This window comes from Nesterenkonia rhizosphaerae (assembly GCF_039544555.1).
Lineage (GTDB): Bacteria > Actinomycetota > Actinomycetes > Actinomycetales > Micrococcaceae > Nesterenkonia > Nesterenkonia rhizosphaerae.
Genome location: NZ_BAABLW010000007.1, coordinates 613,582 through 633,053 on the forward strand (window position 1 = coordinate 613,582; position 19,472 = coordinate 633,053).

The window sequence follows — 19,472 nt, forward strand, 5'->3', positions numbered from 1 at the left end:
GGGTGGAGGCTGCCAATTGGCCGGATGGACCGGGGACAGCACCGTCGGATCGCAGCAGCACAGAAGGGCAACACCATGGACTTTGAGCAGGTCAGCTCCTTGCGTGAGCGTCATCCTGCCTGGCGGCTGCTGCGCCGTGACCACGCCCCGCTGATCCTGTCCTTCCTGGGCAGTTACTACCTCGAGGGCGGTCGGGGTGCTCAGCCGGCACATGAAGTAGCCGGTGCTCTGGAAGACCATCTCTACGCCCTCAACGCGCCCTACCCCGAAGCCCCGCCCTTTCCGCGGACCGCAGAGGAATACCTCGAAGACTGGGCCTCGGCGGAGTCCGGCTGGTTGCGGCGCTTCTATCCTGCGGATTCAGATGAGCTGCACTACGACGCCGCCCCCGCCCTGGAGAAAGCACACTCCTGGATCTCCAGCCTCCAGGTAAGACCCTTCGTAGCCACCGAATCCCGGCTGCAGACCGCCGTGGACCTGCTGCGTCAGATCACCTTGGGCACCGAGGACGATCCGCAGGTGCGTTTAGCTGAGCTGCGCCGTCGTCGTGAGGAGATCGACCGGGAGATCCAGCAGATCGAAAAGGATCCGCAGTCCGGGCTGCTGGACCCCACTAGCGTGCGAGATCGGTACCAGCAGTTCGCCTCCACCGCACGTGAACTGCTCAGTGACTTCCGGGAGGTCGAGGAGAACTTCAGGCGTCTGGACCGCACTGCTCGAGAGAAGATCGCCACCTGGGGCGGCAGCAAAGGTGAGCTTCTGGAGGAGTTAGTGCGAACGCGCTCCAACATCACGACAACCGATCAGGGCCGCAGCTTCCAGGCCTTCTATGACCTACTGCTGTCCCAGACGCGGCAGAATGAGCTCTCCGAACTGCTGGCCCGGGTCTATGAGCTCGATGAGGTTGAGCCCGATCATCGGCTGCGCACTATTCACCACGACTGGGCCGACGCGGCGGAGCGCACCCAGCAGACGGTCCGGCAGATCTCAGAACAGCTGCGGCGATTCCTGGATGACCAGATCTGGGTGGAGAACCGCCGGGTGCTGGAACTGGTGCGCTCCATTGAAACTGCTGCACTGAGCATCCGGCAGAACGCCGGGGTCCTGGAACCGAATCTGGGCCTGGAAGTCGATGATCAGGGCATCGGGATCGACATGATCATGGAACGCCCGCTGTATCAGCTGCAGCCCGAAGCAGAAGTGGACAGTGCCGTGGAGGTAGCCCAGGCCCAGGACATCAGTACTGCGGCGCTGGTCTCGCAGACCTTTGTTGATCAGGCCAAACTCGCCCAGCAGCTGCGCGCGGTGGTGCCGCCGGGGGCCTCGGTCCTGCTGGAAGACGTGATTCAGATGTATCCGGTTCAGCAGGGGGCAGCTGAGATTCTTGGCTACCTGTCATTGAAGGACGAAGACATCGACGTCGTTATTGAAGACGAAGGAGACACTGTCATCGAGTATCAGGAGGCCGGAGAGCCTCGTCGTGCCCGCCTATCCCGTGTGGTGGTGAAGCGCCGGTGAGGACACTGCAGGAGCAGCAGACTGCCATGGCCATCATTCGGTTGATGAACGGGGTGGTCTACCAGGAACTGGATGAGGATGCGTGGCAGGCCCTGCACCGTCATACCGCGGCAGTGAAGGATCATTTCGCCGGCATCGGGGTAGAGGTGGTGATCGACGACGCCGAGGGCTATGCCTATCTGCGCGCCCAGCCTGAGTCCGAGACCGAACGTCCGCTTCCTCGCCTGGTGGCCCGGCGGGCACTGCCCTATCACGACAGCTTGTTGCTGGTGCTGCTGCGCAAGCGCCTGTTGGAATTCGAAACCACCGGCGGGGAGACCAAACTGGTGGTCACCCGCGAGGAACTGATCAGCATGCTGCAGATTTTTCTTGCCGATACCCAGGATGAAGCCCGTGCCGTGGACCGGATCGACACCATCATCCGCCGCGTCACCGAGATGGGTTTCCTGCGCCCGCTGCGCGGTGAGGAGAACACCTGGGAAGTGATGCGGATCCTGAAGGCCTATGTGGACGCCCAGACGCTCGCTGATTTCGAGGCCAAACTGGCCGAGTACGCCGCCGCGGCGGGGAGGTTTGACCATGCATGACACCGACGCCCTCTTCTCCGCGGTAGACCTCGGCATCAAAGGACGCCCCGGCTTCCGACTGGCCTCCCTGGAGGTTTATAACTGGGGAACCTTCGATAAACAGGTCTGGACGCTCAAGCCTGACGGCGACACCACTCTGCTCACCGGAGACATCGGCTCCGGGAAATCCACGCTGGTGGATGCAGTGAGCACCCTGCTGCTGCCCTCGCAGCGGATCGACTACAACAAGGCTGCCGGTGCTGAACGCAAAGAGCGCACCCTGCGCAGCTATGTGGAAGGCCACTACAAGACCACCCGGGATGAGGCCACCGGCATTACCCGCCCGGCTGCCCTGCGCAGCTCGAGGTCATATTCGGTGATTCTGGGAGTCTTCACCAACGAAGGCTACGAGGAGACCGTCACCCTCGCACAGGTCTTCCAGCAGCGGGAGGCCTCCGGCCAGCCCTGGCGGCGGTTCATCACCGCAGCCCGCAGGCTCAGCGTGGAGGAGGACTTCGCGAACTTCGGCAGCGACCTCGGTGAACTGCTGCGCCGACTCCGTGAGAGCGGAGCCCAGGTGGAGAAGGACTTCCCTCCCTATGGCAGGGCGGTGCGCCGGCTGCTGGGCATCCGGTCCGAACAAGCCATGGAGCTCTTCCACCAGACCGTCTCGATGAAGGCGGTGGGCGATCTCAACGAGTTTGTCCGTACTCACATGCTGGAACCAGCAGAGTCTGAAGAGCGTGTCCGCAAGATTGTCAGCCATTTCGACAACCTCAGCCGGGCCCATGAGGCGGTGCAGAACGCCCAGCGTCAGCTGGAAACGCTGGCTCCGCTGAGTGAAACCGTCAGCATCTACGACCGGTCCCTGGAACAGCGTCAGCAGCTGCAGGCCCAGCAGGAAGCCGCTGCACTGTACTTCGCTGAGCTGCGGCTGCAGCTGCGCAAAGCTGAGGCCGCGCAAGCTGAGACCGAACACGAGGAACTCAGCCGCGAGGCCGCTGCTGCAACCGCCCAGCGTGAAGAGCTTGAGGCTGAACACGATGAGCTGGTGACCGCTCGGGCACAGGCCGGCGGTGATCGCGTCACCGTTCTGGAGAACGAGGCCGAGCAAGCCCGTGCCGAAGCTCAGCGCCGTCGTCGTGAACGTGAACGCTACAACCAGCTCCTCGAGCGTGCCCAGCTGGAGACAGCCGACGACGACGCCCAGTTCCGCCAGCGTCAGGCTCAGGCCGCTGAACTGCGCGAGGAGCTGGCGGCGCAGACTGCAGCTCTCGAGGACCAACGATCCAGGCTGGAGGCCGCCCGCGGTCGAGCCGAGGACGAGGCTCAGGCGGTGCGCGAGGAACTGGCCAGCCTGCAGAAGCGGCGCAATAACCTGCCTGGCAGCGTCCTGGAGATCCGCGAGCGGATCTGTGCGGCCCTGGGTCTGGACATCTCCGAACTGCCTTTCGCCGGTGAGTTGCTGGATGTGGCAGAGGAGCACCGGCAATGGCGCGGTGCCGCTGAGCGGGTGCTCAATGGCTTCGCCCTGTCGTTGCTGGTGCCGCAGCGGCACTATCGGGCAGTCTCGGACTGGGTCAACAGCAATCGCTTGGATGTGCGCCGGGCCGATGGGTCAGTGGCCGGTGGGCGCTTGGTGTATGAGCGCGTGCCGGAGCAGCAGGTGCGCCTCCAACCTCCGCGCGGGGAGGGCCTCTTCCTGGCCGAGACCATCGAGGTAGCGGATAGTCCCTTCCGGGAATACCTCTACAACGAGCTCTACCGCCGGGCGGACCATCACTGTGCTGAGACTCTGGAGGACTTCCGCCGGGAACGCCGGGCGGTCACCAGGGAAGGCCAGGTCCGCAATGGGGAACGGCATGAGAAGGACGACCGGCGTCGGGTCAACGATCCGCGGGCCTGGGTGCTCGGTTGGGCCAATGAGAGTAAGAAGCAGGCCATTGCCGATGAGCTCCAGGAGCTCAACTTCCGCTGGCAGCAGACCAAGGACGAGATCGCGCAGATCAGTGGACAGCTGAAGGATTTGGCGCAGCGCTCCCATGCCTTGGCGGCCCTTGTGGACTACACCTCCTGGGCTGAACTGGACTGGGAGGAGTCCCAGGCCCGGGCTGACCAGGCAGAGGCCGAGCGTGCACGGCTGATCCACGGCAGCTCAGAACTTGCTGAGATTGAGGCCCGGCTTGAGAAGAATCAGCAGGCTCGGCTCCAGCTGCGGCAGCGCCAGGAGGGGCTGACCGAACGGCGCGCCGAACTGACATCGCTCATCCGGACGGCGACGGCGGCCAACGAGCGGGATGCGCAGATGATCGCCGCTGCTCCTGCTGATGAGCTGGCACGTGCGCGAGCGAACTACCCCACCCTCCAGGAGACGCTGGAGGTGCCACCAGCACGAGCCGACGACGTCGCCGACGCGGAGCGGCGCACCGGTCAGCAGCTGAAAGATGAGCTGAACACGCTCTGGCAGGAGACGGATACCCAGGCCCGCGCCATCGAACGGGCGATGGATCGGTTCGCTCGCGAATGGCCTGCGGAGACTAAGGAGTTCGACGTCAGCCTGGAGTCCCGGCACCAGTATGTTGAACTCCACGACAGGCTGGTAGCTGATGACCTTCCGCGCTTCCGCGAAGAGTTCAAAGCGCAGTTGAACACCAACACCATCCAGGAGCTCGCTGCCTTCAATAACTGGCTGGCGCGCCAAGCTGATGCGATCGACCAGCGCATCGGGCTGATCAACGACGCGCTGGGTTCAATCGACTTCAGCCCCGGACGGTATATCCGGCTGGAGAAGGAGCTGACAGTGAACCACGCGGTCCGCCAGTTCCGCCGGGAGCTGCGCGAGGTCACCTCCGACACTCTGCTCGGTGGTGAGGAGAACCGCTACTCGGAGAGCCGCTTCGAAGAGGTGCGGAAGATCATTGAGCGCTTCCGGGGGCGTGAGGGCTACGCCGAGGTGGACCGGACCTGGACCGAACTGGTCACTGATGTGCGCAACTGGTTCACCTTCTACGCCACAGAACGCGACCGCTCCACCGGCCGGGCCCATCAGCACTATCGGGATTCTGACGGCAAGTCTGGTGGTCAGAAGGAGAAGCTGGCGTATACGATCCTGGCGGCGTCGCTGGCCTACCAGTTCGGGCTGGAATGGGGCGTGGAACGAGCCAAGGACTTCCGCTTCGCTGTCATCGATGAGGCCTTCGGTCGCGGTTCCGATGCCTCGACTCGCTACGCGCTGGATCTCTTCCGGCGTCTGGGACTGCAGCTGTTGATCGTGACCCCGCTGCAGAAGGTCCACATCATTGCGCCCTATGTGCGCAATATCGGCTATGTGGAGAACACCGACGAAGGCGACAACTCCCGGCTGCTGATGATGGCCACCGAGGACTACCGCGCGATGCGCGAAGGCAAGGCATGATGTCAGCAGATGAGCAGTGAAGAGGAGCCCATGCGTTTTCAAGTTGTTCCAGCCGCCTACGTGCTGCTGATTGATGAGCAAGACCAGGTGCTGCTGTCCTACCGCCGGGGCACCGGGTATATGGATGAGCACTGGGCCTTCGGAGCTGCCGGTCATGTGGAAGCCGGCGAAACGGTCTTCGAAGCCGCAGTCCGGGAAGCTCACGAGGAGTTGGGCGTAGAGATCAATGCCGCGGATCTTGAGCCGATGACCGTGATGCACCGTACCGGTGCCAGCGGTGAGCCGATTGATGAGCGTGTGGACTTCTTCTTCGCTGTACGCCGCTGGAAGGGGGTGCCCGGGATTCAGGAACAGGACAAAGCCGCTGATCTGCGCTGGGCGAGTCTTGACCAGCTGCCTGCCCCGGTGGTTCCGCATGAGGAGTATGTGCTGCAGCAGTGGACTCGGGGCACGCTTCCTGCGGTCACGGCGTTTGGGTTCCAGACGCAGTAGCTGCAGTATCGAGATCTGGCTCTCATTCGCAGCCCAGAAACGCAAAACCCCCGCCTGATCTAGGAAAACTCCTAGTCGGACGGGGGTAAATGCGGAGGCGGGGGGATTTGAACCCCCGATCCCCGTTTAAAGGGATCCTTCATTAGCAGTGAAGTCCGTTCGGCCGCTCCGGCACGCCTCCGTGCGCCTCATGAACGGAAACCGCTCAAGACGCGCCTGTCTAGGGTAGCCGCCCAACGTGTCTGAGAGCAAAATATGACCCGTGCTGATCCCGGTAGGGTCTTTCCTATGAGCAACCAGCAGGAATTTGTCCTCGCCGTCATCGGTGCCGGGCCCCGCGGCACATCATTCCTGGAACGCCTGCTGGCACACCTAGAAGACAACGACGACGTCGCCTCCGCTGCGCGACTGCGCGTGTTGGTGGTGGACCCCGCACCGCATGGACCAGGACGAGTCTGGAACCCCGAGCAATCAGACCTCTACCTGATGAACACCCCGGCCAGCTTCCCCACCGCCGCGCCCGTCGGCAGCACCCAAGAGCAGCTGCGTCCCTCCTCCGTCTCGCGCAGCTTCGCGCACTGGCGCGGGGATGCAGAGACCACCGACTATCCGGCACGCCGGGATTACGGCAGCTATCTGACATGGCTGCATGAGGCGGTAGTGCAGCAACTGCGGAACCGTGGCGTCGTCGTCGAACCCATCTTCAGCTACGCCACCGGGCTCCACCGGGTGGCCGGGGGCTATCAACTGCAGCTCCAGAACGGTGCGCGGCACAAGGTTCACGCCGCAGTGCTGTGCCTCGGGCATATTCCGGCGCGGCTTACCGGCGCGGCGCAGGAGTTCCAGGAAGCCGCCGAGCGCCTGAATCTGCACTACATTCCGCCATCAATCCCCACCGATGTGGACTACAGCGCCATCGACGCCGAGCAGACCGTGCTGGTCCGCGGAATGGGGCTGAACTTCTTTGACCTGATGATTCAGGTGAGTCAGGGGCGCGGTGGGCGTTTCGAAGCGGTTCCGGATGCTCCAGCCGGACAGAAGCTCCGCTACCGGCCCAGTGGGACTGAACCGAAACTGGTGGCAGGGTCGCGGCGCGGCACTCCCTACCGAGCCAAGACCGCCGCCGCAGGATTCGTGCCCGAGGGAATCCAGCTGCGGCACTTCACCAAGGATGCGGTGGCACGCCTGCTGGAAGTCCACGGCCCGCTCGACTTCGCCGAATACCTGTGGCCACTTATTGAAGCCGATGTGCAGGACACCTACCGGCGCATAGCCGGCGATGGCGCCCCGCGCTTCGATATCCGCAGCTATGCCCGACCCTTCGACACCAGCAGGTTCAGCAGCAGCGCCGAGTACCAACAAGCCATGCTCGGCTGGCTCCAGGAGGATGCTGCAGCCTCAGCTGCAGGGACCCGAAGTCCGGAGAAGATGGCGCTCAACGCCATGCACGCCGCCAGACTGCAGCTCAAAGCGCTTATCACCGCAGGGCACATCGACCCGCTGAGCCGCATCACCCAGGTGGAGGCCTGGTTCGAGTCCCTCGTGGAAGGGTTGGCCAGCGGGCCACCGGTGCAGCGCATCGAGGAGCTGGCAGCCCTGGCGCGAGCTGGCATCGTTGAATTCCTCGGTCCACATCCGGCATTCACCGTGGATGAGGAGGCCGGCTGCTTCGCCGCAGACTCTCCGCACGTCCAAGGGGAGCCCTACCGGGCAGCTTGGCTGCTGGAAGCGATGATGCCGCCCAACCGGGTGTCGGTGGCAGATTCTCTGCTGATCCACCAGCTGTTCGAGGAAGGGTTGGCCCGACCCGGCCAAGCCCATATCACCTCCACCGGCGACGACGGCCCGCGCCCAGGCAAGGGCTTTGACGTGACTGACCAGCCGCACCAGCTCATCGGTGCTGATGGCCGACCGAGTGAAGGCCTCTACGCGCTGGGACTGCAGCTGAGCTCAGCGCAGTGGGGCACCGCGATCGCGGCCGAGGCGGGCGGGGACCCCGCCACCACAGCACGAAGCCTCGCCGACGCCGATGCCGCCGCCGCGGATGTGCTGGGCAGTCTCTGACCCCCAGGCTTTCTAGCAGGCCGGTCCGGAGTTCGCATGACCTGCCGGTCGGACCTCAGGTGTACCGACCTCGGGAGGAAGAGTAGAGGTTTCTGACTGGATTACCTACCGGACGGTCGGTAAGTCTGTTACAGTTCCCTCAGAGTGACGTGAATCACATTGGGGAAGCTCCGCCACTCGCACTCCGCAGACCCGGACGCACCCATGGAGGCGCAATGAGCCAGCAGGCATACCTCAGCAAAGACGGTCACAACCTCACTCGCGAGGAGAAGAAAGTCCTGGCGGGGACCCTGGTCGGGACCACCATCGAGTGGTACGACTTCTTCATCTACGCCCAGGCGGCAGGATTTGTCCTGGCCGTGCTCTACTTCGAGCCGCTGGGCCAGGAGAGCGAGACGCTCGCCCAACTGGTGGCCTGGGCTTCAATCGGCATCTCCTTCCTGTTCCGTCCGCTGGGGGCCATCCTCGCCGGCTGGCTGGGAGACCGCTTCGGGCGCAAAATCGTCCTGGTCATCACCCTGATGGGCATGGGCGGCGCCACCGTGCTCATCGGCCTGCTGCCCACCTACGCCGCATGGGGCATGGCTGCTCCCATCCTGCTGATCACACTGCGCGTGCTGCAGGGACTCTCAGCAGGCGGCGAATGGGGAGGCGCTGCGCTGCTGGCAGTAGAGCACGCGCCACGCCATAAGCGCGGACTCTTCGGCATGTACCCCCAGATCGGTGTTCCGCTGGGCATGCTGCTGGCCACCCTGTTCATGTTCGGTCTCAACAGCGTGCTGACCGAAGAGCAGTTCTTCGACTGGGGTTGGCGTGTACCCTTCCTGTTCTCCTTCGTGCTCATCGTGGTGGGCTACCTGATCCGCCTGAAGGTCGAGGAATCCCCGGTCTTCACTGAGATGAAGCAGCGCAAGAAGGAGTCCTCAGCACCGCTGAAGGAGCTGGTGACCACCCACAAGAAGTACACCTTCCTGGCCGCGCTGATCTTCGCCGCCAACAACGCTGCCGGCTACCTTGTCATCGCGTTCTTCGCCTCCTATGGGGCATCGGCACTGGGCATGTCGCGGACGCAGACACTCATCGCCTCGCTCATCGGAGGCTTGGGATGGTTCGTCTTCACCATGCTCGGCGGCTGGATATCGGACCGCATCGGACGGGTGCGCACCTTCCAGATCGGATACGGGATCATCATCCTGTGGGCCATCCCGATGTGGTTCCTCATCGACACCGGTGTGGTCTGGATCTTCGCCCTGGCCATCGTCATCCTCACCATGGGCCTCGGTCCCTCCTACGGGCCGCAGTCAGCGCTTTATGCGGAGATGTTCCCGGTCTCCATCCGGTTCTCCGGAGTCTCCATCGGCTACGCATTGGGGTCAATCATCGGCGGAGCATTCGCGCCCACTATTGCCCAGTGGATCCTCAACGAAACCGGTCAGTCCTGGCTGATCGGCGTCTACATCGCCCTGCTGGCAATGATTTCATTCGCCGCCGTCTCGATGGTTCCGAAGAAGCTTCAGGGCATCAACCTGCATGATGACAGTGACCGCGAAGAACTCGAAGTCAAAATCCCTGCCGTCTGACCCCGCGGCAGTCTCACGGATGAGACATAGAAGCCAAGATCAGGCAGAAGGCGATTAGGGTTATTCACCATGGCTAGGCAAGTTCCACCATCACACGCACCGGCAATACCACCCCTTGTGTAAGGAGAAGACCATGTCACGACTCACCGCCACCACCCGGCTGGCTGCTGCAGCAGCAGCCACCGCCCTTGTCCTCACCGCCTGCGGCAACGACGCCGAAGATCAGGGCACTGAGGACACCAGCAACGGAGAGCAGGCGCAGAGCTATTCGATCGGTGTGACCCAGATCGTCTCGCATCCTGCGCTGGATGCAGCCCGGGAAGGTTTCAAGGACGCCTTTGACGATGCCGGTATTGAGGTCCAGTGGGATGAGCAGAACGCTCAGAATGATCAGGCCACAGCATCGAATATCGCAGGCACCTTTGCTTCTGCGGATCTGGACCTGATCTACGCGATAGCCACGCCGACTGCTCAGGCATCAGCTCAGCAGATCACTGATAAGCCGATCGTCTTCTCCGCTGTCACCGATCCGGAAGAGGCCGGTCTGGTGGCCTCCTGGGATGAACCCGGCGGAAATGTCACCGGTGCCTCGGACATGAACCCGGTGGCTGAGCAGCTGGACCTGCTGCTGGAGATCATGCCCGACGCTGAGACCGTGGGCGTCGTCTACTCATCCGGTGAGACGAACTCCGCTGTCCAGGTTGATCTGTTGAAGGAAGCCGCAGCCGAGCTCGGTCTGGAGGTCCAGGAAGCCGCGATCTCCGCTTCCTCCGAGGTTCAGCAGGGTGTGGAGTCCCTGGACGTGGACGCTATCTACGTGCCTACCGACAACGCTGTGGTCTCCGCACTGGAAGCAGTGATCCAGTACGGCCAGCAGAATGACGTTCCGGTGATCCCCGCTGATACTGACTCCGTGATCCGCGGCGGCGTGGCCACCTACGGCATCGACTACTACGGGCTGGGCCGCCAGGCCGGCGATATGGCCATCAGCATTCTGCAGGACGGCGAAGAGCCCGGCAGCATGCCGGTTGCCACCTCCTCCGAGCTGACTCTCATCGTGAATCCCGAGGCGGCCGACGCCATGGGCATCGAACTGCCCGAGGCCGTGCTGGAACGCGCCGATGAGGTCGTCGGCGAGGATGTGGAAGCAGAAGACCCCGCTGATGCAGGAGAAGAAGACTCCTAATGATCACCGCACTGGAACTGGGCCTCATCTATGCCGTGGTCGCACTCGGCATCTATGTGACCTTCAGAATCCTGAACTTCCCGGACCTGACCGTGGACGGCTCCTTCACCACCGGAGCCGCCACGGCGGCCATTATGATCGTCAACGATATTCACCCGGTGCTGGCCACAGCTGCCGCCTTCCTGGTGGGGACCGTGGCGGGTCTGATTACCGGACTGCTGCACACCAAGGGCAATATCAACGGTCTGCTGGCAGGCATTCTGACCATGATCGGGCTGTATTCCATCAACCTGCGCATTATGGGTGGGGCGAATGTTCCGCTGCTGGGCCAGGACACCATCATCACCTCGCTGCGCAGCTTTGCAGGAGTGGGGTGGACCTCAGTGCTGGTGCTGGCCGCCGCAGTGCTCATCCTGAAGCTGATCATGGACTGGTTCCTCCACACCGATACCGGGCTGGCCCTCCAGGCCACCGGTGACAATGAACAGATGATCCGGTCCTTCGCCGTGTCCACTGACCGCATGAAGATCATGGGGCTGATGCTCGCCAACGGTCTGGTGGGCATGGCCGGAGCTATCGTGGCTCAGCACCAGGGCTTCGCCGATATCGGCATGGGTATCGGCCTGATCCTGGTCGGCCTCGCCTCAGTGATTGTGGGTCAGGCGATCTTCGGCTCCCGGCTGGTCATTCAGGCCACCCTTGCCGTGGTGCTGGGTGCGGTGGTGTATCGACTGGCCATCCAGTTTGCGCTTAACGCCGGTCTGAACCCCAACGATATGAAGCTGATGTCGGCACTGCTGGTGATCGCTGCCCTGCTGCTGCCGCAATGGAAGGGCTTCAGCAAACTGGTACGACGGCGGCGAGGCAAGTCAGCACTGGTCTCCGCAACTGAGGCGACGCTGACTTCGGAGGCCGCGCAGGACACTGCCGCCAAGGCCGGAAGGAGCGCATAAGCATGCTGAAGATCTCATCGGTCTCCAAGACCTTCTTTCCCGGCACCGTCAATGAACGCCGCGCCTTAGTGGATGTGAACCTCACCCTGGATGACGGAGACTTCGTCACCGTCATCGGTTCCAATGGGGCGGGAAAATCCACTGTGCTGAACACCGTGGCCGGCCGCATTATCCAGGACACCGGCACCGTCAGCTTGGGCGGGCGCGATATCTCACGGCTCAAAGAGCATCAGCGAGCCGCCTATGTGGGCCGGGTCTTCCAGGACCCGATGGCCGGGACCAGTCCCAACCTGACCATTGAAGAGAACCTGGCCCTGGCGGATAAGCGGGGGAAGACCCGAGGTCTCGGGCTCGGGGTGACCTCAGGGAAGCGGGAGCGTTTCGCCGAGGCGCTGAAGGTCCTGGAGCTCGGCTTGGAGAACCGACTCAAAGCCAAAGTCGGGCTGCTTTCGGGTGGTCAGCGGCAGGCGCTGAGCCTGCTGATGGCCACCTATACCCAGCCCAAAGTGCTGCTTCTCGATGAGCACACCGCCGCCCTGGACCCGCAGCGCGCTGAGCTGGTCACCAGACTGACGCGCAAGATCGTGGAGGAGCAGGGACTGACTACCCTGATGGTCACCCACAATATGAACCAGGCGCTGGAGGTAGGCAACCGGCTGATCATGATGCATGAGGGCCGGATCATCCTTGATGTTGACGCCCAGCGGAAGACACAGTTGAGGCCAGAGGATCTGCTGGAAGAGTTCGCCCGGATCAAGGGCGGCGTCATGGATGACAAGACCATGCTCCAGTAGTTGCGCGGCACACAAGGGCGGGCCCCTAAGGGATGATTTTCCCTCAAGGGCCCGCCCTTTTCTGTGCCCAGGGGGGAGCAGCACACACCAGCAGCAGCCGCGACTCCGCCCCGCCGCTGGCTTAGGAGTCGTAGCTGTAGAAGCCCTTGCCTGTCTTCCTGCCGAGCTCTCCGCGTTCCACCATGTCCCGCATCAGCTGCGGGGGAGCGAAGCGCTCGCCCAAGGTGGACTCCAGGTACTCGGCGATGCCCAGGCGCACGTCCAACCCCACGATGTCCGTGAGCGCCAGGGGCCCGATGGGGTACTTGTAGCCCAGCACCATCGCATTGTCGATGTCCTGCGGGGAGGCCACCCCTTCCTCCACCATGCGGATGGCCTCCAGCCCGATGGCGACACCCAGACGTGAGGAGGCGAAGCCGGGAGCGTCCTTGACGACCACAGCCGTCTTCCCCAGCGCCCGTACCCACTGCGGAGCCAGACCAGCCAGCTGATGACCGGTGGAGTCGGCGATGACCACCTCCACCAGCTTGGAAGCCGGCACGGGGTTGAAGAAGTGGAGTCCGCAGAACCTCTCCGGTCGCTGCAGATGAGCCGCTAAGTCAGTGATCGAGAGCGAGCTCGTGTTGGTGGCCAGCCACCCTTCAGCGTCCAGCTGCGCCTCCGCGCGCTGCAGGGACTCCACCTTCAGCTCCATCTTCTCCGGAACAGCCTCCACCACCAGGGAACAGCCGGCGAAAGACTCTGCATGGGCGCTCACCTCCACGCGGGACATCCAGTCCTGAAGATTCCCGGTGATCTTGCCCCTCTCCAGGGAGGAGCGCATATCGGTGCTGACCCGCTGCAGGGCGGCGTCGGGATCAATATCGACGACGACGATCCGGTCAGCCCCGCTGATCAGGAACGCGTGGGCGATGCCTGCTCCCATGCGCCCTCCGCCGAGCACTCCGACGGCTGAGGGAAGAACGGGGGAGAGGGTCAGGGTCATCAGCTGCTCCTTCTTCAGGGGATGCGGGGAGGAATATGGCTGCAGAGTCAGTGGTGAGCACGCAGCAGGACAAGCACAGCCTCAGCTGCGCTGCCCGCCCTTCTTGCGATCGATGAAAGCCTGCATGCGCTCGAACTTCGCCTCGGACTCGAAGAGGATCGCCTGCGCGAGGCTGTCCACCTGGGGATGGGCGTCTCGAGGCATGTCGAACAGCTGCTTGGTGATGCGCACCGCCAGTGGGTCCTGTACCGCAATCCGATCGGCCAGTGCATGGGCGGCATCTATTAGCTCTTCAGGCGGGTGAAGGGAGGTCACCAGCCCGTGCTCAAGCGCCTCCTGCGCAGTGAGAATCCGGCCAGCCAGCAGGATCTCTTTGGCCAAGGCCTCGCCGGTCAGTTCCTTGAGCCGCCAGAGCGCTCCGGCGGCGGGGATGATCCCCAGCCCCGTCTCGGGTTGGCCGATCTTCACCTGCGGGGTGCCGATTCGGAAGTCCGCCGCCCAGGCCAGCTCAGCTCCGCCTCCTAAGGCGTACCCGTCAATGGCGGCGATCACCGGCATCGGCAGCTTTGCTATTCGCTCGAAGGCCCCGGCGTTGATGCCGCGGAGTGCGTCGTCGCGGCGTCGCTGCCGTAGTTGGGAAATATCGGCACCAGAGGCGAAGATGCCGCGCCCTCCGCTGCCCTCCTGGGGGGAAGCCCCCGAGATCAGCAGGATCTTCGGGTGTTCCTCCAGGTGAGCGCAGATCAGGTGGATTTCCTGGATCATCTGCGCATCAATGGCGTTTTTGACCCCAGGCCGGTTCAACTGCACATGAATGCGGTCCTCAGATTCGGTGACCAGCAGCGTGGAGAAGGATGCATCTATTGCCATGCCGATCACACCCGTTCCACAAGCATGGCCGAACCCTGTCCTACGCCGACGCACATGGTCGCCAGGCCGCGGCGCAGACCCTCATCTTCTAAGCGGCGTACCAGTGAAAGCACAATGCGGGATCCGGAGGAGCCCAGCGGATGGCCCAGCGCAATGGCCCCGCCGTCGGGATTGACGATGTCAGGATCCAACCCGAGCTGGCGGATACAGGCAATGGACTGGGTGGCGAAGGCCTCGTTGAGCTCCACAGCCTCGAGGTCAGCCAGAGTCCACCCCGTACGCTGCAGAACCTTCCGGGTGGCTGGGACAGGACCCAGGCCCATCACCTCCGGAGCTACACCTGCGCTGGAGCTGCCGATAATGCGTGCCCGAGGGGTTAGGTCATATCGGCTGATCGCTGCTTCGGAGGCGACGATCACCGCAGATGCTCCGTCATTCAGCGCTGAGGAGTTCCCGGCGGTGACTACGGACCCTCCTGCAACCACAGGGCGCAGCGCGGACAGGCCCTCGATTGTCGTGTCAGGACGGGGCCCCTCATCTGTGTCCACCAGATGCGTCCGGCCTTTGCGATCCGTGACCTCCACCGCCGTGATCTCCCGTGCCAGACGCCCTGATCTGGCAGCTTCAGCGGCTCGACGCTGGGATTCTGCGGCGAAAGCGTCAGCCTCCTCACGGGTGATGCCCTCCCTGCGCGCCACCTCCTCAGCGGTCTCGGGCATGGAATACGTCCGCCCCTGATGCTGAAGATGCCGGGGATTCACGAACCGCCAGCCGATGGAGGTATCGAAGACCTCGCCGGGGCGAGCGAACGGCGTGGTCGGCTTGGCCATCACCCACGGGGCTCGGGACATGGACTCCACGCCTCCGGCGACGACGACGTCGGCGTCTCCAGCGGCGATCATCTGCGAGGCCATGGCGATTGCCGACATCCCCGAAGCACACAGCCTGTTGACGGTGATTCCAGGAACCGAGTCGGGGAATCCCGCCAGCAGCCAGGACATCCGGGCTACGTTGCGGTTCTCCTCCCCGGCGCCGTTGGCATTGCCCATGATCACTTCATCAATGGCTTCGGGCGGGATGCCCGCATCCTCCACCACGGTGCGCAGCAGCAGAGCCGCAAGGTCATCGGGGCGCACTGAAGACAACGCGCCGCCGTAGCGGCCTACCGGGGTTCGGGTTCCGGAGACGAGGAAAGCGGCAGGGGCTTCTGACATATGGTCCTCCCGTGATGGTGGCTGGGCGTTGTGGGGCGTGTGGCTCTAGATATCCAGCAGGGCCGAAGCTGGGTTCTCCAGGCAGCTGGCCACATAGTTGAGGAAACCGCCGGCCGAACCGCCGTCGCAGACCCGGTGGTCAAAGGCGATCGTGACGGTGGCGATTTTGCGGCCAGTCAGCTCGCCGTCCACCACCCAGGGACGGTCGATGGTGCGGCCGATGCCGAGGATGGCGACCTCGGGATAGTTGATGATGGGTGTGGCGCCGTCAGAGCCGAAGACTCCGTAGTTGTTCACCGTGAACGTGCCGCCGGTCAGCTCTTTTCCGCTGAGGGAACCTTCGCGAGCTGCGGTGGCCAGTCGCGAGATCTCCTCGTGCAGTCCCCGAGCTGAGAGCAGATCCGCCCGGCGGATCACAGGTACCATCACCCCCTTGTCAGTCTGCGCGGCGAATCCCAGGTTCACGCCTTCGAAGTGCACGATCTCCTGGCCGGAGCCGGTCTCTTCCAGACGCACCGCAAGCTCCGGGTAGCGCTGCAGACCCGCCAGCACAAAACGGCTCAGCAGGGCCAGCACCGACGGCGCGGACCCGCCAGAGGCCTTGAGCTCTTCCCGCAGGGTGACGAGCCGGGTCATATCCACGTCCTGCCACACGGTGGCCTCAGGAATCTCACGGCGCGACTGAGTCAGCTTCTCGGCAATAGCACGCCGAATGCCGGTCACCGGCTCGCGTTTGAGAACACTGAGTCCTGAAGCATCACGCTGACCTGCTGTGGAGGCCCCATTTGCAGATTCCCCGGCTGCTGATTCCCCGGCTGCGCTGCGGGTATTACCGGTCTGTTGCTCAGCAGAGCCCGCAGCCTGGAGAACATCGGCGCGCAGAATCAACCCACCGGGGCCGGAACCGGTCAGCTGGTGCAACGCGATTCCGTGGTCACGGGCCAGCCGACGAACCAGCGGGGAGGACACCCGCGGGGCGACCGTGTCGGTGCTGTTCATTGTGCGGCCGTTGCTGTGCTCCGTGCTGTCAGAGTTTTGGCGCTGGCGGCGGCGTCGGCGTCGGGTTCCAGTGTCTTCCGATGTCCCGTAGCCGATCAGCACATTGCCGGAGCCGCTGGTTTCGGGAATGACGGTACCTGCCATCTCCTCCTCGCGGTAGGACAGTGCACCGGTCTCTGCGGGTTCAACCCCGTTGCGGGGGGCCGCACCGCTGCCCACAGTGATCAGCGGTTTCCCTACTTCCAGCACTTCTCCGGCCTGGCCGTGGAGAGCCTGAACAACCCCGGCGTAGGGGGAGGGCACCTCGATGGCAGATTTTGCGGTCTCCACCTCGGCAATGGGCTGATCGACCTCGATGGAGTCGCCTTCGCTGACGAACCAACTCAGCAGCGTGGCCTCGGTCAGGCCCTCACCCAGATCGGGCAGGTTAAACGTCTTGGTCTCAGCCTGTGTCATCTCAGTCCTCCCACTGCAGCTCATCCAGGGCGTCCAGGATCCGGTCCACCGTGGGCAGATGATGCTCCTCCAGCTTCGGCGCCGGATAGGGAACATCGAAGCCGGTGACTCTGAGCACCGGGGATGCCAAGGAGTGGAAGCAGCGCTCCTGGATGCGCGCCACGATCTCACTGGAGACCGAGGCGAACCCCTGGGCCTCTGCGACGACGACGGCGCGGCCGGTCTTCTCCACGGTGCGCATCAGGGCGGCGTCGTCGAAAGGTACGATGCTGCGCAGATCCAGCACCTCCACCGAGACCCCATCCTCTGCCGCCAGGTCCGCAGCCTTCAGCGCGGTCGGCACGGAGGGACCGTAGGTGATGAGCGAAACATCGGTGCCGGAACGGCGAATCTGCGCGGCCCCCTGGGCGCCGACGCGCCCACCCTGGGAATCCTCATATTGCAGCCTCAGAGCCGAGAGGTCTGCTGCATCCTTGGACCAGTAGAGCTTCTTAGGCTCGAAGAAGACCACCGGGTCCTGGGTGTCGATGGCTTCGCGCAGCATCAGATAGGCATCGGCCACAGTGGCCGGTGTGAAGACTTTCAGCCCTGCGGTGTGGGCGTAATACGCCTCGGAGGAGTCGCAGTGATGCTCCACTCCGCCGACTCCGCCGCCGTAGGGGATGCGGATTACGATCGGCAGGCGGACGCGCCCACGGGTGCGGTTGGCCATTTTGGCGATATGGCTGAAGATCTGCTCCAGCGCCGGATAGGCGAAGGCGTCGAACTGCATTTCGATCACCGGTTTCAGCCCGTTGATCGCCATGCCCACCGCAGTTCCGGCGATTCCGGACTCCGCCAATGGGGTATCGAAGCAGCGCTCGGGGCCGAACCGTTTGGTGAGCCCGTCGGTGATGCGGAAGACACCGCCCAGGGTGCCGACATCTTCGCCAAAGACGACGACGGAGTCATCGTGCTCCATGGCATCGGACATGGCAGTGTTCAGCGCGGCTGCGAATGTGGTGGCTGTAGCGGTGCTGGGCGCGGCAGCGGGTGCGGTCATGGGTGCTCCTTCTTAGGATCCGTCGGCGCTGCGAGCCAGCTCATCGGCTAGCCTGCTGCGCTGCTCAGTCAGCTGGGCGGTAGGGGCGGCATAGACGTGCTCGAAGATCTCCAGCGGGTCCATCTGTGGTTCGGCAGTCATGGCTTCGCGCAGCGAAGCGGCAACTGCTTCAGCCTTCTGCGTGATGCTGGCTGAGACTTCCTCGTTGAGCAGACCCTTATTGCTGAGGAACTTCTCCATGCGCAGCAGGGGGTCTTTTCGCCGCCACTGCTCGACTTCATCCTTATCCCGATAGCGCGAGTCGTCGTCGGCGTTGGTATGGGCCTGCATGCGGTAGGTGGTGGCCTCCAGCAACAGTGGCATCGAGTGCTCGCGCGCCAGGTTGACCGCCCGGCGCAGCGTGGCCAGCACCGCGACCATGTCATTGCCGTCCACCTGTTCACCGGCGATGCCGTAGCCGATGGCCTTATGAGCCAGGGACGGGGCCGCCGATTGGTGGGCCAGCGGCACAGAGATCGCGTAGCCGTTGTTCTGCACGAAGAAGACCACCGGGACCTCATAGACGGCGGCAAAGTTCAGCGCCTCGTGGAAATCTCCTTCGGAGGTAGCGCCGTCTCCGCACATTGCCACCACCACAGTGTCCTCACCGCGCAGCTTGGCGGCCCGGGCAACCCCCACAGCGTGCAGCAGTTGAGTGGTCAGGGGCGTGGACATCGCCGCGACCTTGTAGTCATAGGGGTTGTAGCCACAGTGCCAGTCACCGCGGAAGGAGACCATGACTTCCAGCGGATCCACCCCGCGAGTGATCACCGAGACAGTGTCCCGGTAGGTGGGGAACATCCAGTCACCCTCAGCCAGGCACAGTGCGGCACCGACTTGGCAGGCTTCCTGGCCGTGGGAGGAGGGGTAGACGGCCAATCGCCCTTGGCGTACCAGTGCATAGTTCTGGTCGTTGATACGCCGCCCGACCACCAGCGCCTCATAGGCGGCCAGCAGGGCGTCATCTTCGGGCAGTTCATATTCATGGCCGGGTCCAGTGCCCTGCTGATCCTCGGGGATGAGTCTTCCTTCAGGGTCCAGCATGCGGATCTGCTGCTGGGCCGGGAGCATGTACTGCTCCGGGGTGATGCCGAAGGACCTGCTCGCCTCGACGATCCGCTGGGCGTGCTCGGCCTTGCTGTGGCCCGGTGCGGGACCGCTGATGAGATCTTCCACTGTCCACCTCTATGTCGAAAGCGGGTGCGTGCCGTGCGCTTGGCAGCGAGCTGACCACGCATTGATGTGATGCCTGTCACGTTAGTGTATCGTAAATACTGACCGAATGGTCGGTATCGCGTA

15 protein-coding genes and 1 tRNA gene are annotated in these 19,472 nt (G+C 63.6%); 9 read left to right on the plus strand and 7 right to left on the minus strand.

Features of this window, described 5'->3' with window-relative positions:
• Positions 1-24: 24 nt before the first annotated feature.
• From ABEA23_RS08500 to ABEA23_RS08515, 4 genes are read left to right on the plus strand one after another with little or no spacing between them, the layout of a single operon-like run.
• Complete coding sequence (locus ABEA23_RS08500) at positions 25-1,518, plus strand: DUF3375 domain-containing protein (RefSeq protein WP_345477623.1); 1,494 nt, start codon at positions 25-27, stop codon at positions 1,516-1,518.
• Entirely contained in the window at positions 1,515-2,105 is a 591-nt protein-coding gene (locus ABEA23_RS08505) for a DUF4194 domain-containing protein (protein ID WP_345477624.1), read from the plus strand. The genes ABEA23_RS08500 and ABEA23_RS08505 overlap by 4 nt, the downstream gene beginning before the upstream one ends.
• Positions 2,098-5,499, plus strand: coding sequence for an ATP-binding protein (locus ABEA23_RS08510; RefSeq protein ID WP_345477625.1), 3,402 nt, complete (start codon positions 2,098-2,100; stop codon positions 5,497-5,499). The genes ABEA23_RS08505 and ABEA23_RS08510 overlap by 8 nt, the downstream gene beginning before the upstream one ends.
• Before the next feature lie 9 nt (positions 5,500-5,508).
• Complete coding sequence (locus tag ABEA23_RS08515) at positions 5,509-5,991, plus strand: NUDIX hydrolase (protein ID WP_345477626.1); 483 nt, start codon at positions 5,509-5,511, stop codon at positions 5,989-5,991.
• 92 nt (positions 5,992-6,083) lie between these two features.
• Here ABEA23_RS08515 and ABEA23_RS08520 read toward each other — a convergent pair.
• A tRNA-Ser gene (locus ABEA23_RS08520) sits at positions 6,084-6,172 on the minus strand.
• Between the two features lie 107 nt (positions 6,173-6,279).
• Here ABEA23_RS08520 and ABEA23_RS08525 point away from each other — a divergent pair.
• The 5 genes from ABEA23_RS08525 (at position 6,280) to ABEA23_RS08545 (ending at position 12,568) form a co-directional block, all read left to right on the plus strand.
• Positions 6,280-8,055 carry an FAD/NAD(P)-binding protein gene (locus ABEA23_RS08525; protein WP_345477627.1) on the plus strand — a complete coding sequence of 592 codons (1,776 nt, stop codon included), beginning with the start codon at positions 6,280-6,282 and terminating at the stop codon, positions 8,053-8,055.
• Between the two features lie 215 nt (positions 8,056-8,270).
• Positions 8,271-9,635, plus strand: a complete 1,365-nt coding sequence (locus ABEA23_RS08530; protein ID WP_345477628.1) for an MFS transporter — start codon at positions 8,271-8,273, stop codon at positions 9,633-9,635.
• Between the two features lie 133 nt (positions 9,636-9,768).
• Positions 9,769-10,821 (plus strand): ABC transporter substrate-binding protein, encoded by a 1,053-nt coding sequence (locus ABEA23_RS08535; RefSeq protein ID WP_345477629.1) that lies wholly within the window; start codon positions 9,769-9,771, stop codon positions 10,819-10,821.
• Positions 10,821-11,774 (plus strand): ABC transporter permease, encoded by a 954-nt coding sequence (locus ABEA23_RS08540; RefSeq protein WP_345477630.1) that lies wholly within the window; start codon positions 10,821-10,823, stop codon positions 11,772-11,774. Before ABEA23_RS08535 ends, ABEA23_RS08540 begins: the two co-directional genes overlap by 1 nt.
• 2 nt (positions 11,775-11,776) lie before the next feature.
• Positions 11,777-12,568, plus strand: coding sequence for an ABC transporter ATP-binding protein (locus ABEA23_RS08545; protein ID WP_345477631.1), 792 nt, complete (start codon positions 11,777-11,779; stop codon positions 12,566-12,568).
• 121 nt (positions 12,569-12,689) lie between these two features.
• Here the strand turns inward: ABEA23_RS08545 and ABEA23_RS08550 are convergent, their stop codons facing one another.
• From ABEA23_RS08550 to pdhA, 6 genes are all read right to left on the minus strand, one after another.
• On the minus strand, positions 12,690-13,553 hold the full coding sequence (locus ABEA23_RS08550; RefSeq protein WP_345477632.1) for a 3-hydroxyacyl-CoA dehydrogenase family protein: 864 nt from the start codon (positions 13,551-13,553) through the stop codon (positions 12,690-12,692).
• A gap of 81 nt (positions 13,554-13,634) precedes the next feature.
• Positions 13,635-14,423, minus strand: a complete 789-nt coding sequence (locus tag ABEA23_RS08555) for an enoyl-CoA hydratase/isomerase family protein (RefSeq protein ID WP_345477634.1) — start codon at positions 14,421-14,423, stop codon at positions 13,635-13,637.
• Positions 14,424-14,428: 5 nt separating this feature from the next.
• Positions 14,429-15,637 carry a thiolase family protein gene (locus tag ABEA23_RS08560; protein WP_345477635.1) on the minus strand — a complete coding sequence of 403 codons (1,209 nt, stop codon included), beginning with the start codon at positions 15,635-15,637 and terminating at the stop codon, positions 14,429-14,431.
• 45 nt (positions 15,638-15,682) lie between these two features.
• Positions 15,683-17,092, minus strand: a complete 1,410-nt coding sequence (locus ABEA23_RS08565; RefSeq protein WP_345477636.1) for a dihydrolipoamide acetyltransferase family protein — start codon at positions 17,090-17,092, stop codon at positions 15,683-15,685.
• Position 17,093: 1 nt separating this feature from the next.
• Entirely contained in the window at positions 17,094-18,134 is a 1,041-nt protein-coding gene (locus ABEA23_RS08570; protein ID WP_345477638.1) for an alpha-ketoacid dehydrogenase subunit beta, read from the minus strand.
• A 12-nt stretch (positions 18,135-18,146) separates the two neighbouring features.
• Positions 18,147-19,349 (minus strand): pyruvate dehydrogenase (acetyl-transferring) E1 component subunit alpha, encoded by a 1,203-nt coding sequence (gene pdhA, locus ABEA23_RS08575; protein WP_345477640.1) that lies wholly within the window; start codon positions 19,347-19,349, stop codon positions 18,147-18,149.
• Between the last annotated feature and the right edge of the window lie 123 nt (positions 19,350-19,472).